This is a genomic window from Streptomyces sp. SX-6, from assembly GCF_059089585.1.
This window is the reverse complement of sequence record NZ_JBTHHU010000003.1, coordinates 125,363-143,245: the sequence shown is the minus strand read 5'-3', so window position 1 is coordinate 143,245 and position 17,883 is coordinate 125,363. Positions and strand designations below refer to the sequence as shown.

General features: G+C 68.7%; 21 protein-coding genes. 2 read left to right on the top strand and 19 right to left on the bottom strand.

Annotated elements, in window-relative coordinates; genetic code table 11:
* Positions 1–90: 90 nt before the first annotated feature.
* The 4 genes from glmM to ACV530_RS04780 all read right to left on the bottom strand — a co-directional run bounded on the left by glmM (position 91) and on the right by ACV530_RS04780 (position 4,490).
* Positions 91–1,449: a phosphoglucosamine mutase gene (gene glmM, locus ACV530_RS04795; protein WP_494330953.1), complete on the bottom strand. Its 1,359-nt coding sequence runs from the start codon at positions 1,447–1,449 to the stop codon at positions 91–93.
* Positions 1,450–1,630: 181 nt separating this feature from the next.
* The gene (gene rpsI, locus ACV530_RS04790) at positions 1,631–2,146 is read right to left on the bottom strand and encodes a 30S ribosomal protein S9 (RefSeq protein WP_494330952.1); all 516 of its coding nucleotides are present in this window, start codon (positions 2,144–2,146) and stop codon (positions 1,631–1,633) included.
* Between the two features lie 41 nt (positions 2,147–2,187).
* On the bottom strand, positions 2,188–2,634 hold the full coding sequence (rplM, locus tag ACV530_RS04785; protein WP_494330951.1) for a 50S ribosomal protein L13: 447 nt from the start codon (positions 2,632–2,634) through the stop codon (positions 2,188–2,190).
* Between the two features lie 224 nt (positions 2,635–2,858).
* Positions 2,859–4,490 (bottom strand): ABC-F family ATP-binding cassette domain-containing protein, encoded by a 1,632-nt coding sequence (locus ACV530_RS04780; RefSeq protein ID WP_494330950.1) that lies wholly within the window; start codon positions 4,488–4,490, stop codon positions 2,859–2,861.
* A 55-nt stretch (positions 4,491–4,545) separates the two neighbouring features.
* On the opposite strand from ACV530_RS04780, the gene ACV530_RS04775 reads away from it, so the two are divergent.
* A complete protein-coding gene (locus ACV530_RS04775; protein WP_494330949.1) occupies positions 4,546–5,415 on the top strand; it encodes a hypothetical protein in 870 nt (289 codons plus the stop codon).
* A gap of 51 nt (positions 5,416–5,466) precedes the next feature.
* Here the strand turns inward: ACV530_RS04775 and ACV530_RS04770 are convergent, their stop codons facing one another.
* Complete coding sequence (locus ACV530_RS04770; RefSeq protein WP_494330948.1) at positions 5,467–6,351, bottom strand: hypothetical protein; 885 nt, start codon at positions 6,349–6,351, stop codon at positions 5,467–5,469.
* Positions 6,352–6,687: 336 nt separating this feature from the next.
* Between ACV530_RS04770 and ACV530_RS04765 the strand changes: the two genes are divergently transcribed.
* On the top strand, positions 6,688–8,790 hold the full coding sequence (locus ACV530_RS04765) for a glycosyltransferase family 4 protein (RefSeq protein WP_494330947.1): 2,103 nt from the start codon (positions 6,688–6,690) through the stop codon (positions 8,788–8,790).
* Positions 8,791–8,794: 4 nt separating this feature from the next.
* Here ACV530_RS04765 and truA read toward each other — a convergent pair whose 3' ends face one another.
* The 14 genes from truA to rplR form a co-directional block, all read right to left on the bottom strand.
* Entirely contained in the window at positions 8,795–9,649 is an 855-nt protein-coding gene (gene truA, locus ACV530_RS04760) for a tRNA pseudouridine(38-40) synthase TruA (RefSeq protein ID WP_494330946.1), read from the bottom strand.
* Positions 9,650–9,726: 77 nt separating this feature from the next.
* Positions 9,727–10,191: a 50S ribosomal protein L17 gene (gene rplQ, locus ACV530_RS04755; protein ID WP_478647062.1), complete on the bottom strand. Its 465-nt coding sequence runs from the start codon at positions 10,189–10,191 to the stop codon at positions 9,727–9,729.
* Between the two features lie 145 nt (positions 10,192–10,336).
* The gene (locus ACV530_RS04750; RefSeq protein ID WP_004946635.1) at positions 10,337–11,359 is read right to left on the bottom strand and encodes a DNA-directed RNA polymerase subunit alpha; all 1,023 of its coding nucleotides are present in this window, start codon (positions 11,357–11,359) and stop codon (positions 10,337–10,339) included.
* Between the two features lie 127 nt (positions 11,360–11,486).
* Entirely contained in the window at positions 11,487–11,891 is a 405-nt protein-coding gene (rpsK, locus tag ACV530_RS04745) for a 30S ribosomal protein S11 (RefSeq protein WP_003948617.1), read from the bottom strand.
* Positions 11,892–11,956: 65 nt separating this feature from the next.
* On the bottom strand, positions 11,957–12,337 hold the full coding sequence (rpsM, locus tag ACV530_RS04740; RefSeq protein ID WP_494330945.1) for a 30S ribosomal protein S13: 381 nt from the start codon (positions 12,335–12,337) through the stop codon (positions 11,957–11,959).
* A gap of 199 nt (positions 12,338–12,536) precedes the next feature.
* On the bottom strand, positions 12,537–12,650 hold the full coding sequence (rpmJ, locus tag ACV530_RS04735; protein WP_003956441.1) for a 50S ribosomal protein L36: 114 nt from the start codon (positions 12,648–12,650) through the stop codon (positions 12,537–12,539).
* A gap of 62 nt (positions 12,651–12,712) precedes the next feature.
* On the bottom strand, positions 12,713–12,934 hold the full coding sequence (gene infA, locus ACV530_RS04730) for a translation initiation factor IF-1 (RefSeq protein WP_003956442.1): 222 nt from the start codon (positions 12,932–12,934) through the stop codon (positions 12,713–12,715).
* Positions 12,935–13,097: 163 nt separating this feature from the next.
* A complete protein-coding gene (gene map, locus ACV530_RS04725; RefSeq protein ID WP_494330944.1) occupies positions 13,098–13,934 on the bottom strand; it encodes a type I methionyl aminopeptidase in 837 nt (278 codons plus the stop codon).
* A 100-nt stretch (positions 13,935–14,034) separates the two neighbouring features.
* Positions 14,035–14,691: an adenylate kinase gene (locus ACV530_RS04720; protein ID WP_494330943.1), complete on the bottom strand. Its 657-nt coding sequence runs from the start codon at positions 14,689–14,691 to the stop codon at positions 14,035–14,037.
* A complete protein-coding gene (gene secY, locus ACV530_RS04715; RefSeq protein WP_494330942.1) occupies positions 14,691–16,007 on the bottom strand; it encodes a preprotein translocase subunit SecY in 1,317 nt (438 codons plus the stop codon). The genes ACV530_RS04720 and secY overlap by 1 nt, the downstream gene beginning before the upstream one ends.
* A 202-nt stretch (positions 16,008–16,209) precedes the next feature.
* Positions 16,210–16,665, bottom strand: a complete 456-nt coding sequence (gene rplO, locus ACV530_RS04710; RefSeq protein WP_494330941.1) for a 50S ribosomal protein L15 — start codon at positions 16,663–16,665, stop codon at positions 16,210–16,212.
* 1 nt (position 16,666) lies between these two features.
* Complete coding sequence (gene rpmD / locus ACV530_RS04705; protein WP_030368398.1) at positions 16,667–16,849, bottom strand: 50S ribosomal protein L30; 183 nt, start codon at positions 16,847–16,849, stop codon at positions 16,667–16,669.
* On the bottom strand, positions 16,849–17,451 hold the full coding sequence (gene rpsE / locus ACV530_RS04700; protein ID WP_190066381.1) for a 30S ribosomal protein S5: 603 nt from the start codon (positions 17,449–17,451) through the stop codon (positions 16,849–16,851). The genes rpmD and rpsE overlap by 1 nt, the downstream gene beginning before the upstream one ends.
* 46 nt (positions 17,452–17,497) lie before the next feature.
* Positions 17,498–17,881 (bottom strand): 50S ribosomal protein L18, encoded by a 384-nt coding sequence (gene rplR, locus ACV530_RS04695; RefSeq protein ID WP_494330940.1) that lies wholly within the window; start codon positions 17,879–17,881, stop codon positions 17,498–17,500.
* Positions 17,882–17,883: the final 2 nt, after the last annotated feature.

The window sequence follows — 17,883 nt, the reverse complement described above, 5'->3', positions numbered from 1 at the left end:
GAGGACAACCGCGCGAATTGTGGTTTCGGGTGCCCGGGGGCTTCGCCCCCGGAAGAAACGGTGAAAGGGCGGGACCGGGGCACAAACCCCTTACCCCAGCACAGACTTGACCACGTCCGCCAACCGCTGCGCGACCGCCCGCGCCTGCTCGATGTCGGCCGCTTCGACCATCACCCGCACCAGCGGCTCCGTCCCGGAGGACCGGAGCAACACCCGCCCGGTGGAACCTAGTTCGCGCTCCGCGTCGTTGACCGCGTCGGCGAGCTCCGTCGACGTGGCGACGCGCGACTTGTCGACGTCGCGCACGTTGATCAGGACCTGCGGCAGCCGCTCCATGACCCCGGCGAGCTCGCTCAGCGAACGGCCCGTGGCCGCGACACGCGCGGCCAGCATCAGACCGGTCAGGGTGCCGTCACCCGTCGTCGCGTGGTCGAGGACGATGACGTGCCCGGACTGCTCGCCGCCGAGCGCGAAGCCGCCCGCCTTCATCTCCTCGAGGACGTAACGGTCGCCGACCGCGGTCTGGATGACATCGACGCCCTCGCTCTCCATGGCCAGCTTGAAGCCGAGGTTGGACATCACCGTGGCGACAACGGTGTTCTTCCGCAGTGATCCCGCCTCGCGCATCGCGAGAGCGAGAACGGCGAGAATCTGGTCGCCGTCGACCTCCGCACCGGTCGCGTCGACCGCGAGGCAACGGTCGGCGTCACCGTCATGCGCCACACCCAGATCCGCACCGTGCTCGGCAACGGCCCGCTGCAGCTTCTCCAGGTGCGTGGAGCCGCACTCGTGGTTGATGTTGAGACCGTCCGGCTCGGTGCCGATGGTGATCACCTCGGCACCGGCCCGCGCGAACGCCTCGGGCGAGACCCGGGCGGCAGCCCCATGCGCACCGTCGATGACGACCTTGAGCCCGTCGAGACGGTTCGGGAGCACGCCGATCAGGTGCGCGACATAGTTGTCGAAGCCCTGGTCGTAGTCGCGGACGCGGCCGACACCCGCACCCGTGGGCCGGTCCCACGGCTCACCGGTCGAGTGCGCGCGATACGTCCGCTCGATACGGTCCTCGAGCTCGTCGGCGAGCTTGTGCCCGCCACGGGCGAAGAACTTGATGCCGTTGTCGGGCATCGGGTTGTGGCTCGCGGAGAGCATCACACCGAGATCCGCGCCGAGCGAACCGGTGAGGTAGGCGACGGCCGGCGTCGGCAGCACGCCGACGCGCAGGACGTCCACGCCCGCGCTGGCCAGCCCGGCCACCACCGCGGCTTCCAGGAACTCACCCGACGCGCGGGGATCGCGGCCGACCACCGCGACCGGGCGATGGCCCTCGAACGTCCCCGCCTCCGCGAGCACATGCGCCGCCGCGACCGACAGGCCGAGCGCGAGTTCGGCCGTCAGATCGGCGTTGGCGACACCGCGCACACCGTCCGTACCGAAGAGTCGTCCCACTGGTGTCCTCCGAAAAACGCGGAAGTTCGGGGCCCGGAGAGCGAGCCCCCGTACGAGAAGGTGTCGGGTGCCGGTCCGGGGCGTTGCCTTCAGGTATACGCCCCGGGTGTCCCATAGCCGAACGCCCCGGCGGCACGGATCGTGCCGCCGGGGCGTTCGAGCAGAGCAGCCAAGCGGCTGTTTAGCGCTTGCTGTACTGCGGGGCCTTGCGGGCCTTCTTGAGACCGGCCTTCTTGCGCTCGACCGCACGGTCGTCACGCGAGAGGAAGCCGGCCTTCTTCAGCGGGCCGCGGTTGTTGTCGACGTCGGCCTCGTTGAGGGCACGGGCCACACCGAGGCGCAGGGCGCCGGCCTGGCCGGACACGCCGCCACCCGCGATGCGGGCGATGACGTCGTAGCGGTCGTCGAGCTCGAGCACCTTGAAGGGCTCGTTGACTTCCTGCTGGTGCACCTTGTTCGGGAAGTAGTCCTCGAGGGTGCGACCGTTGATCTTCCACTTGCCGGAGCCCGGAACGATCCGGACGCGGGCGATGGCGTTCTTGCGACGACCCAGGCCGGCGGCCGGCTGCGGGTCACCGAAACGGGAGGCGAGGGACTCGGAGGTGTACTCACCCTCGACGACGACCTCGGACTCGGTGGTGTACTGCTCGATGTCGGCAGTCTCGTCGAGCGGCTGCTCGGCGGTGGTCTCAGCCACGACTTCTCCTCAGACTTTCTGGATTTCGGCGGTGGCCGGGACTAGCCCTGCTTGACCTGGGTGATCTCGAACGGAACGGGCTGCTGGGCGGCGTGCGGGTGCTGGTCGCCCGAGTAGACCTTCAGCTTCGAGAGCATCTGACGGCCGAGGGAGTTCTTGGGCAGCATGCCCTTGATCGCCTTCTCGACGGCCTTCTCGGGGTTCTTGTCGAGCAGCTCGTCGTAACGGACGGAGCGCAGACCACCCGGGAAGCCAGAGTGGCGGTAGGCCATCTTCTGGGTCTTCTTGTTGCCGGACAGGTGCACCTTGTCGGCGTTGATGATGACGACGAAGTCACCCATGTCCATGTGCGGCGCGTACACGGGCTTGTGCTTGCCGCGGAGCAGGGATGCGGCCGTCGAGGCCAGACGGCCCAGGACGACGTCCTGCGCGTCAATGATGTGCCACTGGCGCGTGACATCGCCGGGCTTGGGGCTGTACGTACGCACGGTCGTAGCCTTCGCTTCTTCAGTGATTGGGTCCTGACACGGCCCGCACGAGGTCGCTCACCGGCACTGGCTCCGCACCGGGGACGCAACCCGGGGCGTGAACCGCCTGCGATCAGCCTGGCGGACAAGCGTAAGGGCCCCTCGCGTGAGAACGACCAAGCCAATACGCATAACGAACCCACAGGGTACCCGGCGGCGCCGGGCGGGGTCAAAAGCTGTGGAGTCTAGGGCCTGGCCCGTGCCACACGGCTCTCGTCCCACACGGGTTCGGGGACCTCACGCACGTTCCCATCCTCCCCGAAGACGAGGAAGCGGTCGAAGGAACGGGCGAACCAGCGGTCGTGCGTGACAGCGAGCACCGTGCCCTCGTATGCCTCCAGGCCCTCCTGGAGGGCCTCCGCGCTCTCCAGGTCGAGGTTGTCGGTCGGCTCGTCGAGCAGGAGGGCCGTCGTGCCGGACAGTTCCAGGAGCAGGATCTGGAAGCGCGCCTGCTGGCCGCCCGACAGCTTCTCGAAGGGCTGGTCGCCCTGCCGCTCCAGCTCGTACCGCCGCAGGGCGGACATCGCGGCCCCGCGGTCGCGCGCGTGCTCCGTCCACAGGATGTCGACGAGCGTGCGCCCCAGGAGCTCGGGGTGGGCGTGTGTCTGCGCGAAGTGCCCGGGCACGACGCGCGCGCCCAGCTTCCACGCGCCCGTGTGCGCCACCGGGTTCTCGGTGTCGCCCGCGAGCAACCGCAGGAAGTGCGACTTGCCCGAGCCGTTCGAGCCCAGCACCGCGACCCGCTCGCCGTAGAAGACCTCCAGGTCGAACGGCCGCATGAGCCCGGTCAGCTCCAGCCCCTCGCAGGTCACGGCCCTCACGCCCGTACGCCCGCCGCGCAGCCGCATCCGGATGTCCTGCTCGCGCGGGGGCTCCGGCGGCGGGCCGGCCTCCTCGAACTTCCGCAGCCGGGTCTGGGCCGCCGCATAGCGGGAGGCCAGCTCATGGCTGACCGAGGCCGCCTGGCGCAGGCTGACCACCAGCTTCTTGAGCTGGGCGTGCTTCTCGTCCCAGCGCCTGCGCAGCTCTTCGAAGCGGGCGAAGCGCTCCTTGCGGGCCTCGTGGTAGGTGGCGAAGCCGCCGCCGTGCATCCAGACGTCGCTGCCCGCGGGGCCCGGCTCGACGCTGATGATCTTCTCCGCGGCGCGGGCCAGCAGCTCACGGTCGTGACTGACGAAGAGGACGGTCTTCTTCGTCTCCTTCAGCTGCTCCTCCAGCCAGCGCTTGCCGGGGACGTCGAGGTAGTTGTCCGGCTCGTCGAGCAGCAGCACCTCGTCCGGGCCGCGCAGCAGCGACTCGAGCACCAGCCGCTTCTGCTCGCCGCCGGAGAGCGTGCGCACCTGGCGCCACTGGGCGCTCTCGTACGGGACGCCGAGCGCGGCCATCGTGCACATGTCCCAGGTGGTCTCGGCCTCGTAGCCCCGCGCCTCGGCCCAGTCGGACAGGGCCTGCGCGTATGCCATCTGCGCGGCCTCGTCGTCGACGGTCATGACCGCGTGCTCGGCCTTGTCCACCGCCTCGGCCGCCTCGCGGATCCGCGGCGGGGCGACGGAGACCAGCAGGTCGCGCACGGTGCGCTCGTCCCGTACGGACCCCACGAACTGCGGCATCACGCCGAGCCCGCCGCCGACCGTGACCGAGCCGCCGTGCGGCTTGAGGTCCCCCGCGATCAGCCGCAGCAACGTCGTCTTGCCCGCGCCGTTGGCCCCGACGAGGGCGACCGCGGCGCCCTCGCCGACCCGGAAGGAGACATCATCGAGCAGCGGCCTCCCGTCGGGGAGGAAGTACTCGAGGTGCCCGGCTTCGACGTGTCCCATGTGCGGCATTCTCCAGGCTCCCGGGGCGGCGACCAACCGGATTACGATGCGGCCCATGAGCTTTGGGCAGGGGGGTCCGCACGGGGCCCAGGGGGAATCCGGACAGGGACAGCCGCCGTGGGGGCCGCCGCAGACACCGGACTGGGCCGCCCTGGCGGACGACAACGCCACCCGCGACCGCCGTCGCAAGTGGCTGCTCCTCGGCGGCGGGGCCCTGGCCGCGGCCGCCGTCGCCGCGATCGTCGCGACGGCGATCGTCAGCTCGGGCAAGGGCGGGAGCAGCAAGGCGGCCCCGGCTCACGACACGGCGGCCCCGAGCACCTCCGCGTCCCCCGAGCCCACGTTCACCCCGGTGGCACCGCCCTCCCTGCTGGACCCGCGCGACTTCATAGCGAGCGCCGCCAAGGACAAGGCGCCGCTCTCCCCCGCGACGCTGTTCCCCGACCCCAAGCCGGCCGTGGACAAGCGCGTCTACGAGCGGGCCGCCACGGCCGACGACTCCGACTGCGCCTCCGCCGCCCAGGGCAGCCTGGGCGGTGTGCTCACCGGCAACGGCTGTCGCCGGGTGCTGCGGGCCACATACGTACGGGACGGGGTCGCCGTCACCGTCGGGGTCGCCGTCTTCGACACCAAGGCCGCCGCGGAGAAGGCCAAGGCGCAGACGGACGGGAACATCGAGTCGCTCGCCGGCGGCAAGGCCCCCGCCTTCTGCCGGAACACGGCCTGCCGGCGCGCCGTCAACGCCGAGGGCCGCTACGCGTACTTCACGATCGCCGGCTACACCGACGGCAAGCCCGTACGCGCCGATGACACACAGGCGCTGGCGGCCGGGCGGGACATCGCGGCGTACGCCTTCGACCGTATCTACGAGCGCGGCCGGTCCCAGGCCGCAGCGGCCGCGGCGAGCGCTCCGCGTACCGCGTAGGCCCTGACCGGGCCGTGGCATCCGGCGTCCTGCCCCGGACGAACGTGTTCCTTACACGCCGCGCGGCGAAAGATCGGCGACCACGTCGACCCGGTCGGCCCGGATGCTGCCGTCCGCCTGCTCGGGGCCGTCGTCCTGCTTGCCGCGCGCGGGCGCAGGCGCGGGCGCGTCCTCGGACATGGCCTGCTTGACCTTGTCGACCTGCGCCTTCATCAGCCCGTCGGGGATCACGACCTCGGCCGGGTCCTCGAAGTCACCGAGGCTGGTGGCGAAGAACATCGACAGCGTGTTGCCGGTCCTGACCACCGTGAGCAGGGTCGGCGCCTCCTCGACGGAGTTGTCCAGGCGGTAGGACAGCGCCTCGTCGCCCAGCTTCGGCGCCGTGACCGCCTGCACCTTGTCGAACTTCTGCGACTCGCCCTCGCCGGTCTCCATCCGGAAGCCCCCCGCGCAGGCCGTCGCGGAGGAGCGCAGCCGGTCGAAGGTGGTGGCGGCCCCGTCGCCCTCGTACTCCGAGACGCGGATCGTGCCCATCAGGCCCTCGAACTCCTCGTCCTCGTCGGACCGGGCGAAGGTGTTGACCAGGGACGCGGCGGGGCGGGGCTCGGGGTTGGAGCCCAGCGCCGTGACCAGGGGGCGGCACAGCGGGCTGCCCGTGGTGGGGTTGCCGAAGCCGGCCGAGTCGTCCTCGACCTCCTCGATCACAAAGCCCGGGACCTCGTCCTCGTCGAGCTCCGCGGCGGCCAGCCGGTCCTCCGCGTCGGCGGCGGCGCCGCGCTCGTCCTTGGCCTCGCTCTGGGGCGCGTTCACGCTGCCGGAGCTGCTGCCGGAGCTCTTGACCGTCGCCTCGTCCCCGGCCGGGCGGCCCGTGCCGCACCCGCTCGCCAGGGCCCCGGCCAGAAGTACGGCCGCCGCCACGGCCACTCTGGTCCTCACTCCACGCATTCCTGTCACCGCCACCACGTCCCCCGATACAACCGATACGACCTGCACCATCGAACACAAAGCAATCCGGTCAATGGTTCCATCTTCACAGGGGCTCCGACAGGGCCTTTCGTCAGGGATGAGCCGATTCCGTTTATCGGCCACGTGGCGGAGGCCACAATGTAGGCTTCGAGGGAACCACAGCCCCTGTCGACGGCCCTCTTCATCGACAGGTCCGGCCGGACCGGTAACAGCGACAGCCCGGCCCGCAGGGGACGGATCTCGATCTCGATACCCATGCACGGGGGAGGACGGACGCGGCGCGCAGAGCGTCGCGCACACACCGCCATGAAGATCTCTTTCCTGCTTCAGAACGCGTACGGCATCGGTGGCACGATCCGGTCCACGTTCAACGTCGCCGGTGCCCTCGCGGCCCGGCACGACGTCGAGATCGTCTCGATCATCAGGACCGGCAAGACCCCCCGGCTCCCCCTGCACCGCGACGTCAGGCTCGTCAACCTGATCGACAACCGCCCCGACGAGGGCGCCGACCGCGAGAACCCGCTCCTGGAGCAGGAGAGCGCGTACATCCCGCCCAAGGAGGCGAAGGGCGCCCAGTTCAGCGCCCTGACCGACCAGCGCGTCGCCGAGCACCTCGAGCAGACCGACGCCGACGTCGTCGTCGCCACCCGCCCCGGCCTGGTGATGTACCTCGCGGGCTTCGGCCAGGACCGCTACCTGCGCATCGGCCAGGAGCACCGGATCTACGGCACCCACGAGCCGCACATCCGCGCCGCCCAGGACCGCGCCATCCCGCACCTCGACGCGCACACCACCGTCTCCGAGGCGGACGCCCGCACCCACCGCGAGCAGTTCCCGGACGCCAAGACGAAGATCGTCTGCATTCCGAACGGCTGTCCCCCCTCCGAGGTCGAGCCCGCCGACCCGGCCACCAAGCTCGTCGTCGCCGCCGGCCGGCTCATCCCCGTCAAGCGCTACGACCTGCTCGTCTCCGCCTGGGCCGCCGTCCACGCCGCCCGCCCGGACTGGAACCTGCGCATCTACGGCCGCGGCCCCGAGCACGCCAAGCTGCGCGCCCAGGTCGACCGGCTCGGCCTCACCGAGACCATCACCCTCATGGGCGCCCACTCCCCCATCGAGACCGAGTGGGCCAAGGGCTCGATCGCCGCCGTCACCTCCCGCGAGGAGTCCTTCGGCATGACGATCGTGGAGGCCATGAACTGCGGCGTCCCCGTCGTCGCCACCGACTGCCCGCACGGGCCCGGCGAGATCATCGGCGACGGCAAGGACGGCCTCCTCGTCCCCGTCGGCGACGTCGACGGCATCGCCAAGGGCCTGCTCACCCTCATCGAGGACGACGAGCTCCGCCGCACCATGGGCGCCGCCGCCCGCGTCTCCGCCCAGCGCTACGCCCCGGAGCAGATCGCCGACGCGTACGAGGAGCTCATCAAGAGCCTCGGCGGCAACATCACGCGCACCACCTCCGCCACCGCCGGGACGTCCGACCAGGTGCCGCTGGGCACGATGCTGCGCCGCACCGTCGGCAAGCTCGTCCGCCCGATGCGCCGCACCGTCGCCAAGCCCGCCAAGCAGCCCGTCTCGTCCGCCCTGAAGGAGATCGTGCGCAAGCCGCTGCGCGCCACGGCCTCCTGCCGTATCGACGCCGACGGCAACATCGTCGTCTCGGTCGAGTCCAAGGGCCTGGCGGGCGACGACCTGAGCCTCACGGTCACCCGGCGCAAGGAGGGCACCTCCCACAGCGTCCCGCTGCACGCCCCCGCCGCCGAGGGCGCTCCCTTCACGGCCGTCCTGGACCGCCGCGAGCTGCGGCTCGGTGAGGGCCGCTGGGACCTGCACGTCGTACGGGGCGATGACAAGGCCCGCCGCCGGGTGACGTCCCATCTCGCCGAGGGCCGCGGCCTGTTGGACCTCGAGCCGCTGCCGGGCTCCCCGTTCACCTGGGCGATCCCCTACCCCACCGTCGACGGCTATCTCGCGCTGCGCGCCTGGCACCGCAAGGCCCACGCCGAGGCCCTGACGATCCATCAGAGCGACACCGAGTTCACCGTCGAAGGCACCCTGTACGGCACGGAGTTCAGCCCGGACAGCAAGCCGTTCGTCATCGGCACGCCGCGCGGCGACGCCGCGACCGACGTCTCCGCCGAGGTCACGGTCACGGAGGGGACGGCCTTCCGTTTCTCCCTGCCCTACAAGCAGTTGAAGGTCGCCCGCGGCGACGCCGGCCAGGAGGCCGTCTGGGACCTGTCCCTGCGGATCGCGACCGACGCCGAGCCGGTGCGCGTCGGCCGTATCGCCGGCGACATCGTCGACCGCAACAAGACCGACGTCTACCCGGCCGTCGGGGGCATCCGCCCGTACCTCACCGTCAACAGCGACCTGGCCGTCAGCTGCCCGGCCGAGGCCAACTGACGTACTAGCAGCAGCCCTTGCCGGGAAGAGTGCGCTTGTTGCGCGCTTCCCGGTTACGGGCGGCGAGCTCGGAGTCGGCCGGGTAACCGACCTCCTCCAGCGTCAGCCCGTGCGGCCGTACGACGTGCACGGCCGAGTCCCGTACACCCGCGGCCAGCACCTGGCCGGGCCATTCCACCGGCCGGTGGCCGTCGCCGACGAACAACAGCGCGCCCACGAGCGAGCGCACCATGTTGTGGCAGAAGGCGTCCGCCTTCACGGTCGCGGTGATGACGCCGGACGCGTCGCGCTCCCAACTCAGCTGCTGGAGCGTGCGGATGGTCGTCGCGCCCTCGCGCTTCTTGCAGTACGCGGCGAAGTCGTGCTCACCGATCAGGTCGTGGGACGCGGCGTTCATCGCCTCGACGTCCAACGGCCAGTCGTGCCACAGGACATGACCGCGCAACAGCGGGTCCACCCCGCCGGGGTGGTCGACGACGCGGTAGGCGTACCGCCGCCACACCGCCGAGAACCGGGCGTTGAACCCGGAGGGCGCCTCGGCCGCCTTCCACACCCGCACGTCGTGCGACAGCCGGCCGGCGAGCCGGCGCAGCAGCTTGTCCTCGTGCTCGGCCCACACCTCGGCCGGCAGGTCGACGTGCGCGACCTGCCCGCGCGCGTGCACACCCGCGTCGGTACGGCCGGCCACCGTCAGCTCGTACGTCTCGGAGGACCGCGTCACCGTCCGGATCGCGTCCTCCAACTCGCCCTGGACCGTGCGCTGTCCCTCGCGCTGCTTGGCCCAGCCCGAGAAGTCCTTGCCGTCGTACGACAGGTCCAGCCGCACCCGGACCTTGCCGGGCTCCACCTCGTCACTCACCGCAGAGTTTCCTTCCACAAATGCGGGACGGGCCCGCCCCCCGAAAGGGGCGGGCCCGTCCTGACACACGATGTGCGTCAGGCGTCCTTCGACTCCTCGGCCGGAGCCTCGGCAGCGGCCTCGGACTCCTTGACCGCACGCTTGGTGGCGGCCTCGGCCTCGGCAACGGTCGCCTTCTTGGCGATCTCGCCCTCGACCAGCTCGATCACGGCCATGGGCGCGTTGTCGCCACGGCGGTTACCGATCTTGGTGATGCGGGTGTAGCCACCCGGACGCTCGGCGAAGCGCGGAGCGATCTCGGTGAAGAGGGTGTGGACGATGCCCTTGTCGGTGATCGTCTGCAGCACCTGGCGACGGTTGTGGATGTCGCCCTTCTTCGCCTTGGTGATCAGGCGCTCCGCGACCGGACGCAGGCGGCGGGCCTTGGCCTCGGTCGTGGTGATGCGGCCGTGCTCGAAGAGCGACTTGGCGAGGTTCGCCAGCATCAGCTTCTCGTGCGCGGCGGAGCCGCCGAGACGTGCACCCTTGGTGGGACGCGGCATGGTGTTTCTCCTAGGTGTCTGCCCCGGCCGTATCAGGTACCGGAGTCAGTATCCGAGCAGACGGTTGTCCGTCGGAGACCCGCGCCCCGTAAGGGGCGCGGGGAACTGCGCGATCAGCCGAAACGGACCCGCAGCAGAAGACCGATCAGTACTGCTCGGTCTCCACGAACCCGGCGTCCGCGTCGTCGTCTGCGCCGAAGGCATCCGCGGCGGCGGTCGGGTCGAATCCGGGCGGGCTGTCCTTGAGGGCCAGGCCCATGCCGGCCAGCTTCGCCTTGACCTCGTCGATCGACTTCGCACCGAAGTTGCGGATGTCGAGCAGGTCGGCCTCGGAACGGGCGACGAGCTCACCCACGGAGTGGATGCCCTCGCGCTTGAGGCAGTTGTAGGACCGAACGGTGAGCTCGAGCTCCTCGATCGGCAGCGCCAGGTCGGCGGCCAGGGCGGCGTCCGTCGGGGACGGGCCCATGTCGATGCCCTCGGCGTCGATGTTGAGCTCACGGGCCAGACCGAACAGCTCGACCAGGGTCTTGCCGGCGGACGCCATGGCGTCGCGCGGGCGCATGGCCTGCTTGGTCTCGACGTCGACGATCAGCTTGTCGAAGTCGGTGCGCTGCTCGACACGGGTCGCCTCGACCTTGTAGGTGACCTTGAGAACCGGCGAGTAGATGGAGTCGACCGGGATACGGCCGATCTCCTGGCCCACCTGCTTGTTCTGGACGGCGGAGACGTAGCCGCGACCGCGCTCGACGGTCAGCTCCATCTCCAGCTTGCCCTTGGCGTTCAGGGTCGCCAGGACCAGGTCGGGGTTGTGCACCTCGACACCGGCCGGCGGGGCGATGTCCGCGGCGGTGACCAGACCCGGGCCCTGCTTGCGCAGGTACATCACGACCGGCTCGTCGTGCTCCGAGGAGACGACCAGCTGCTTGATGTTGAGGATGAGGTCGGTGACGTCCTCCTTGACGCCCGGCACGGTGGTGAACTCGTGCAGGACACCGTCGATGCGGATGGACGTGACCGCCGCACCCGGGATCGAGGAGAGGAGCGTACGACGCAGGGAGTTGCCGAGGGTGTAGCCGAAGCCCGGCTCCAGCGGCTCGATGACGAACCGGGAACGGAACTCGTCCACGACCTCTTCGGTCAGGGAGGGACGCTGAGCGATCAGCATGCGAAGGATCCTTCAGTCATGGACACCCACTATTTGATGTCCTGAGGTACTACAAGGGTACGGGCGGCACGGCTCCGAAGAGCCGTACCGCCCACACCCTCAAGGCAACCGCGAAGCGGCCGGCGCGTCAGACGCGGCGGCGCTTCGGCGGACGGCAGCCGTTGTGCGGGGTCGGGGTGACGTCCTGGATGGAGCCAACCTCGAGGCCGGTCGCCTGGAGCGAACGGATGGCGGTCTCACGACCGGAGCCCGGGCCCTTGACGAAGACGTCAACCTTGCGCATGCCGTGCTCCTGCGCGCGACGCGCGGCCGACTCGGCGGCCATCTGCGCGGCGAACGGGGTGGACTTGCGCGAGCCCTTGAAGCCGACGTGGCCGGCGGAGGCCCAGGAGATCACGTTGCCCGTGGGGTCGGTGATCGAAACGATGGTGTTGTTGAACGTGCTCTTGATGTGCGCGTGGCCGTGAGCGACGTTCTTCTTTTCCTTGCGGCGCACCTTCTTGGCAGCGCCCTGACGACCCTTGGGGGGCATCTCTTATCTCCTACGGGAGGTGGTCGGTCCTACAGCGAAGACCGCTGACGAGCGTCCGCTGCGGACTACTTCTTGCCCGGCTTCTTCTTGCCGGCGATGGCGCGACGCGGGCCCTTGCGGGTACGAGCGTTCGTGCTGGTGCGCTGACCGTGGACAGGCAGGCCACGACGGTGACGCAGACCCTGGTAGCAGCCGATCTCGACCTTGCGGCGGATGTCGGCCTGGATCTCGCGACGGAGGTCACCCTCGGTCTTGAGGTTGGCGTCCACGTACTCGCGGATCTTGACCAGGTCTTCCTCGGCCAGGTCACGAACGCGGGTGTTCGGGTTCACACCGGTGGCGGCGAGGGTCTCCTGCGCCAGGGTGCGGCCGATGCCGAAGACGTAGGTGAGTGCGACCTCCACGCGCTTTTCGCGCGGGATGTCGACACCGGAAACGCGTGCCATTGAATGGCTCCAGATGTTCGTCGGAGGTCTTCCACAAGACCACTCCCAGCCGCCGTCCCCTTTGATTCAAAGAGTTGGTACGAACCGGGTCCTCGGCCTCCGAGCCGGGGGTGTCGCCCTCATGCAGAGAGGGACGGGTCCTGCGTATGTACGTATTGCTCGCGTCGCGCGAAGGAACTGCGTGAGTGCAGGTCCTGCGTCAGCCCTGGCGCTGCTTGTGGCGCAGGTTGTCGCAGATGACCATGACCCGGCCGTGGCGGCGGATCACCTTGCACTTGTCGCAGATCTTCTTGACGCTCGGCTTGACCTTCATGGGTGTGAGGTTCTCCGGGTCAGTGCCACCACCCCGCAGGAGCGGGATACAGGCAAGATCTACTACTTGTACCGGTAGACGATCCGGCCGCGCGTCAGGTCGTACGGAGACAGCTCCACCACGACCCGGTCGTCGGGAAGGATACGGATGTAGTGCATCCGCATCTTGCCGCTGATGTGCGCGAGGACCTTGTGACCGTTCTGGAGCTCCACCTTGAACATGGCGTTCGGCAGAGACTCGATCACGGTGCCCTCGATCTCGATGGCACCTTGCTTCTTGGCCACGCTTCGCCTTTCGAATCGGCTACCTTGATCGACTCTGGTGTTCGTACGCCACGCGGACGCGGACATGCGGATACACGAGAGCCGACGCATCAGTCTACGTCAGGGCAACCGGAAAGACTAATCCAGGGTGTGCTGCCCATACGCAGAGATCGTTACGCCCGCCTTACGCCAGCGGATCCGGCGCGGCCGTGACGCCCAGTTCCGCCAGCTTCGCCTTGCCACCGTCGACCGCCGTGAGGACCAGCGGGCCCTCCTCCGTCAGGGCGACCGAGTGCTCCCAGTGCGAGGACCACGTCTTGTCGTCCGTCAGCACCGTCCAGTCGTCCTCGAGGACGTGCGTCTTGGCCGTGCCCAGGCTCACCATCGGCTCGATGGCGATGCAGAAGCCCGGGACGAGCTTCGGGCCGCGGCCCCGCTTGCGCGAGACGTAGTTCAGCAGGTGCGGGTCCATGTGCATCTCGGAGCCGATGCCGTGCCCGCCGTAGTCCTCGATGATCCCGTACTTGCCGCTGGCCGGACGGGGCTGGCGGCGGATGTAGCCCTCGATGGCCTTGGAGATGTCCACCAGGCGGTTGCCGTTCTTCACGGCCGCGATGCCGGCCCACATGGACTCCTCGGTCACCCGGGAGAGCTCGACCAGCTCAGGGGCGTGACCGGTGCCCACGAAGGCCGTGAAGGCCGCGTCGCCGTGCCAGCCGTCGATGATCGCGCCGGCGTCGATCGAGATGATGTCGCCGTCCTTGAGGACGGTCTTCGTGTCCGGGATGCCGTGCACGACGACCTCGTTCACCGAGGTGCAGATCGTGGCGGGGAAGCCGCCGTAGCCGAGGAAGTTCGACTTCGCGCCGTGCTCGGCCAGCACCTTGCGGGCCACGTCGTCCAGGTCCTTGGTGGTGGCACCGGGCACGGCCGCCTCACGGGTGGCCGCGTGGATGGCGGCGACGACCAGTCCCGCCTCACGCATCTTCGCGATCTGGTCGGGGGTCTTGATCTCCACCATTGCGGCTGGTGCCTTTCTGTGACGGCGATGGGGCTTCCGATACACCATACGGCCGCGATGCCCGGCGGGGCATCGCGGCCGTATGAGCGCTGTGCGGGGATCAGGCCTCGTCGGCCTGGAGAGCGGCCATGGCCCGCTCCGTGACCTCGGCGACCTTGCCGAGCGCCGGGATCGTCACCACGAGGCCCTGTGCCTTGTAGTAGTCGATGATCGGCTCGGTCTCCGTGTGGTAGACCTCGAGCCGCTTGCGGACGGTGTCCTCACGGTCGTCGTCACGCTGGTAGAGCTCGCCGCCGCAGACGTCGCAGACGCCCTCGGTCTTCGACTGGTTGTAGGTCACGTGGAAGACGTGGCTGCTGTCGCTGCGGCAGATGCGCCGGCCGGCGATCCGCTTGACGACCTCGTCCTCCGGGACCTCCAGGTCCAGGACGGCGTCGAGCTTGAGGCCCTTGCCGTCCAGGTACGTGTCCAGCGCCTCGGCCTGGCCCACGTTGCGGGGGAAACCGTCCAGCAGGAAGCCGCCCTCGGCGTCCTCCTGGTTCATGCGGTCCTCGGCCATCCCGATCGTCACCGAGTCGGGCACCAGCTGGCCGGCGCTCATGTACTCCTTGGCCTTCAGGCCGAGTGCCGTTCCCTGGCTGATGTTCGCGCGGAAGAGGTCACCCGTCGAGATATGCGGGATCGCGAGATTCTTGGCGAGGTACGCGGCCTGCGTACCCTTGCCGGCGCCGGGCGGGCCGACGAGGACAATTCGCATCAGCGGAGGAACCCTTCGTAGTTGCGCTGCTGCAGCTGACTCTCGATCTGCTTCACAGTCTCCAGACCGACACCCACGATGATCAGGATGCTGGTTCCCCCGAACGGGAAGTTCTGGTTTGCGTTCAATGTGACCAGTGCCACGGTGGGCACCAGGGCGATCAGCCCCAGATAGAGAGAGCCGGGCCACGTAATGCGGTTCAGCACGTAGCTCAGGTACTCCGCGGTGGGACGCCCCGCCCGGATACCCGGGATGAACCCACCATACTTCTTCATGTTGTCCGCAACTTCCTCGGGGTTGAAGGAAATCGCGACGTAGAAGAACGCGAAGAAAACGATCAGCAGGAAGTACGTGACCATGTAGACCGGGTGGTCACCCTTGACCAGGTTGGCCTCGATCCACTGCGCCCAGGACGAGTTCTTGGAGTTGGTGAACTGCACCAGCAGCGCCGGGATATAGAGCAGTGACGACGCGAAGATGACCGGGATCACACCGGCCTGGTTGACCTTGAGCGGGATGTACGTGGACGTCCCGCCGTAGGAACGGCGGCCGATCATGCGCTTCGCGTACTGCACGGGGATGCGGCGCTGGGCCTGCTCAACGAAGACCACCAGCCCGACCATGGCGAGACCGCACAGGATCACGAGGCTGAACTCCAGCCAGCCGCCCGCCAGCTTGCCCTGAAGCTTGATCGCCCACAGGGCGCTCGGGAAGTTGGCCGCGATCGAGGTGAACATCAGGATCGACATACCGTTGCCGATACCGCGGTCGGTGACGAGCTCACCGAGCCACATGATCAGGCAGGTACCCGCGGTCATGGTGAGGACCATGACGACGGTCGTGAAGATCGACTTGTCCGGGACGATCGCATTGCTGACGGAGCAGTTGCCGAACAGCGCGCCGCTGGACGCGACGGCGACAAGTCCCGTGCCCTGCAGCACGGCAAGCGCAACGGTCAGATAGCGCGTGTACTGCGTGATCTTGGCCTGCCCGGACTGACCCTCCTTCTTGAGGGCCTCCAGCCTCGGGATGACGACCGTCAGCAGCTGCAGGATGATGCTCGCCGTGATGTACGGCATGACCCCCAGCGCGAAGATCGTGATCTGCAGCAGCGCGCCACCGCTGAACATGTTCACGAGGCCGAACAGGCCTGCGCCGCCCTTGGCTTGGTCGTAACAGACCTGGACGTTCCGGTAGTCGACACCGGGAACGGGCACATGCGCACCCAGCCGGTAGAGCACCAGGACGCCCAACGTGAACAGCAGCTTCTTGCGCAGGTCGGGCGTCTTGAACGCCCGGGCGAACGCGGTGAGCACGGTGCCTCCTGCGCCTCCCACGAATCCACGTGAGAGGTAACGGTCTTGAGGTTCGACGGATAGGTATCAGTCAAAATCCGCGCGGGCACAGGCCGCGCGAAGGTTAACAGTCCACGCCACCTTACCGGCGACTGTGCCCGGCTAGGAACGACCAACCGGGGATGCCCCAGATGGGACATCCCCGGTTGTCAGATCAACGAGTTCAGATGAGCTCGGTGACGGTGCCGCCGGCGGCGGCAATCTTCTCCTTGGCGGAGCCGGAGACGGCGTCGACCGTCACCTGCAGCGCCACGGAGATCTCGCCCTGGCCAAGGACCTTGACGAGCTCGTTCTTGCGAACCGCACCCTTGGCGACCAGGTCGGCCACCGTGACCTCGCCACCCTGCGGGTAGAGCTCGGCCAGCTTGTCCAGGTTCACGACCTGGAACTGCTTGTGCGCGGGGTTCTTGAAACCCTTCAGCTTCGGGAGGCGCATGTGGAGGGGCATCTGCCCACCCTCGAAGCGCTCCGGAACCTGGTAACGGGCCTTCGTACCCTTGGTACCGCGACCAGCCGTCTTACCCTTCGACGCCTCACCACGACCCACACGGGTCTTGGCGGTCTTGGCGCCCGGGGCCGGACGGAGGTTGTGGACCTTCAGCGGGTTCTGCTCCGCCATGTCAGTCGACCTCCTCGACCGTCACGAGGTGGCGGACGGTCTGCACCATGCCGCGGATCTCGGGACGATCCTCCTTGACGACCACGTCGTTCATGCGCTTGAGACCAAGCGAACGAAGGGTGTCGCGGTGGTTCTGCTTGCTACCGATGTAGGACTTGACCTGCGTGACCTTGAGGCGAGCCATTACGCACCCGCCCCTGCACGCGCCCGCAGCAGAGCGGCGGGAGCAACGTCCTCCAGCGGCAGGCCACGACGGGCGGCGATCTCCTCGGGACGCTGCAGTCCCTTGAGGGCCTCCACCGTGGCGTGCACGATGTTGATCGGGTTCGAAGAACCGAGCGACTTCGACAGGATGTCGTGGATGCCGGCGCACTCGAGCACCGCACGCACCGGGCCACCGGCGATAACACCGGTACCGGGGGACGCGGGCTTGAGCAGGACGACGCCCGCCGCCTTCTCACCCGTGATCGGGTGCGGGACGGTGCCCTGGATACGGGGGACCTTGAAGAAGTTCTTCTTGGCCTCTTCCACGCCCTTGGCGATGGCAGCCGGAACTTCCTTGGCCTTGCCGTAACCGACACCTACGGTGCCGTCACCGTCACCCACCACGACGAGCGCGGTGAAGCTGAAGCGACGACCACCCTTGACAACCTTGGCGACGCGGTTGATCGCGACTACGCGCTCAACGTACGCGGTCTTCTCGGCGGCAGCGCCACCGTCGCGACCCTTCCGGTCCCGCCGCTCGCCGCCACCGGCACCGCTTCCGCGGCGCTGGGGTCCAGCCATTGGAATTACCTCTCTCTGTTACGTCCGCTAGCTCCGGAACCGGGGCTTAGAACTTCAGCCCGGCTTCGCGGGCGGCGTCCGCCAGAGCGGCAATGCGCCCGGCGTACTGGTTGCCACCGCGGTCGAACACGACGGCCTCGACACCGGCGGCCTTGGCACGCTCGGCGACCAGGGCGCCCACCTTCTTGGCCTGGGCGCTCTTGTCACCCTCGCCACCGCGGATCGACGCGTCCAGGTGCGACGCCGACGCCAGGGTGTGACCCTTGATGTCGTCGATCACCTGGGCGGTGATGCCACGGTTGGACCGCGTCACGACGAGACGGGGGCGCTCGGCCGTACCCGACACGTTCTTGCGGATGCGGATGTGGCGGCGCTGCTTGGCGGCGCGCTTGTATGCATCGCCCTTGGCGATCTTCACACCGTATGCCATGG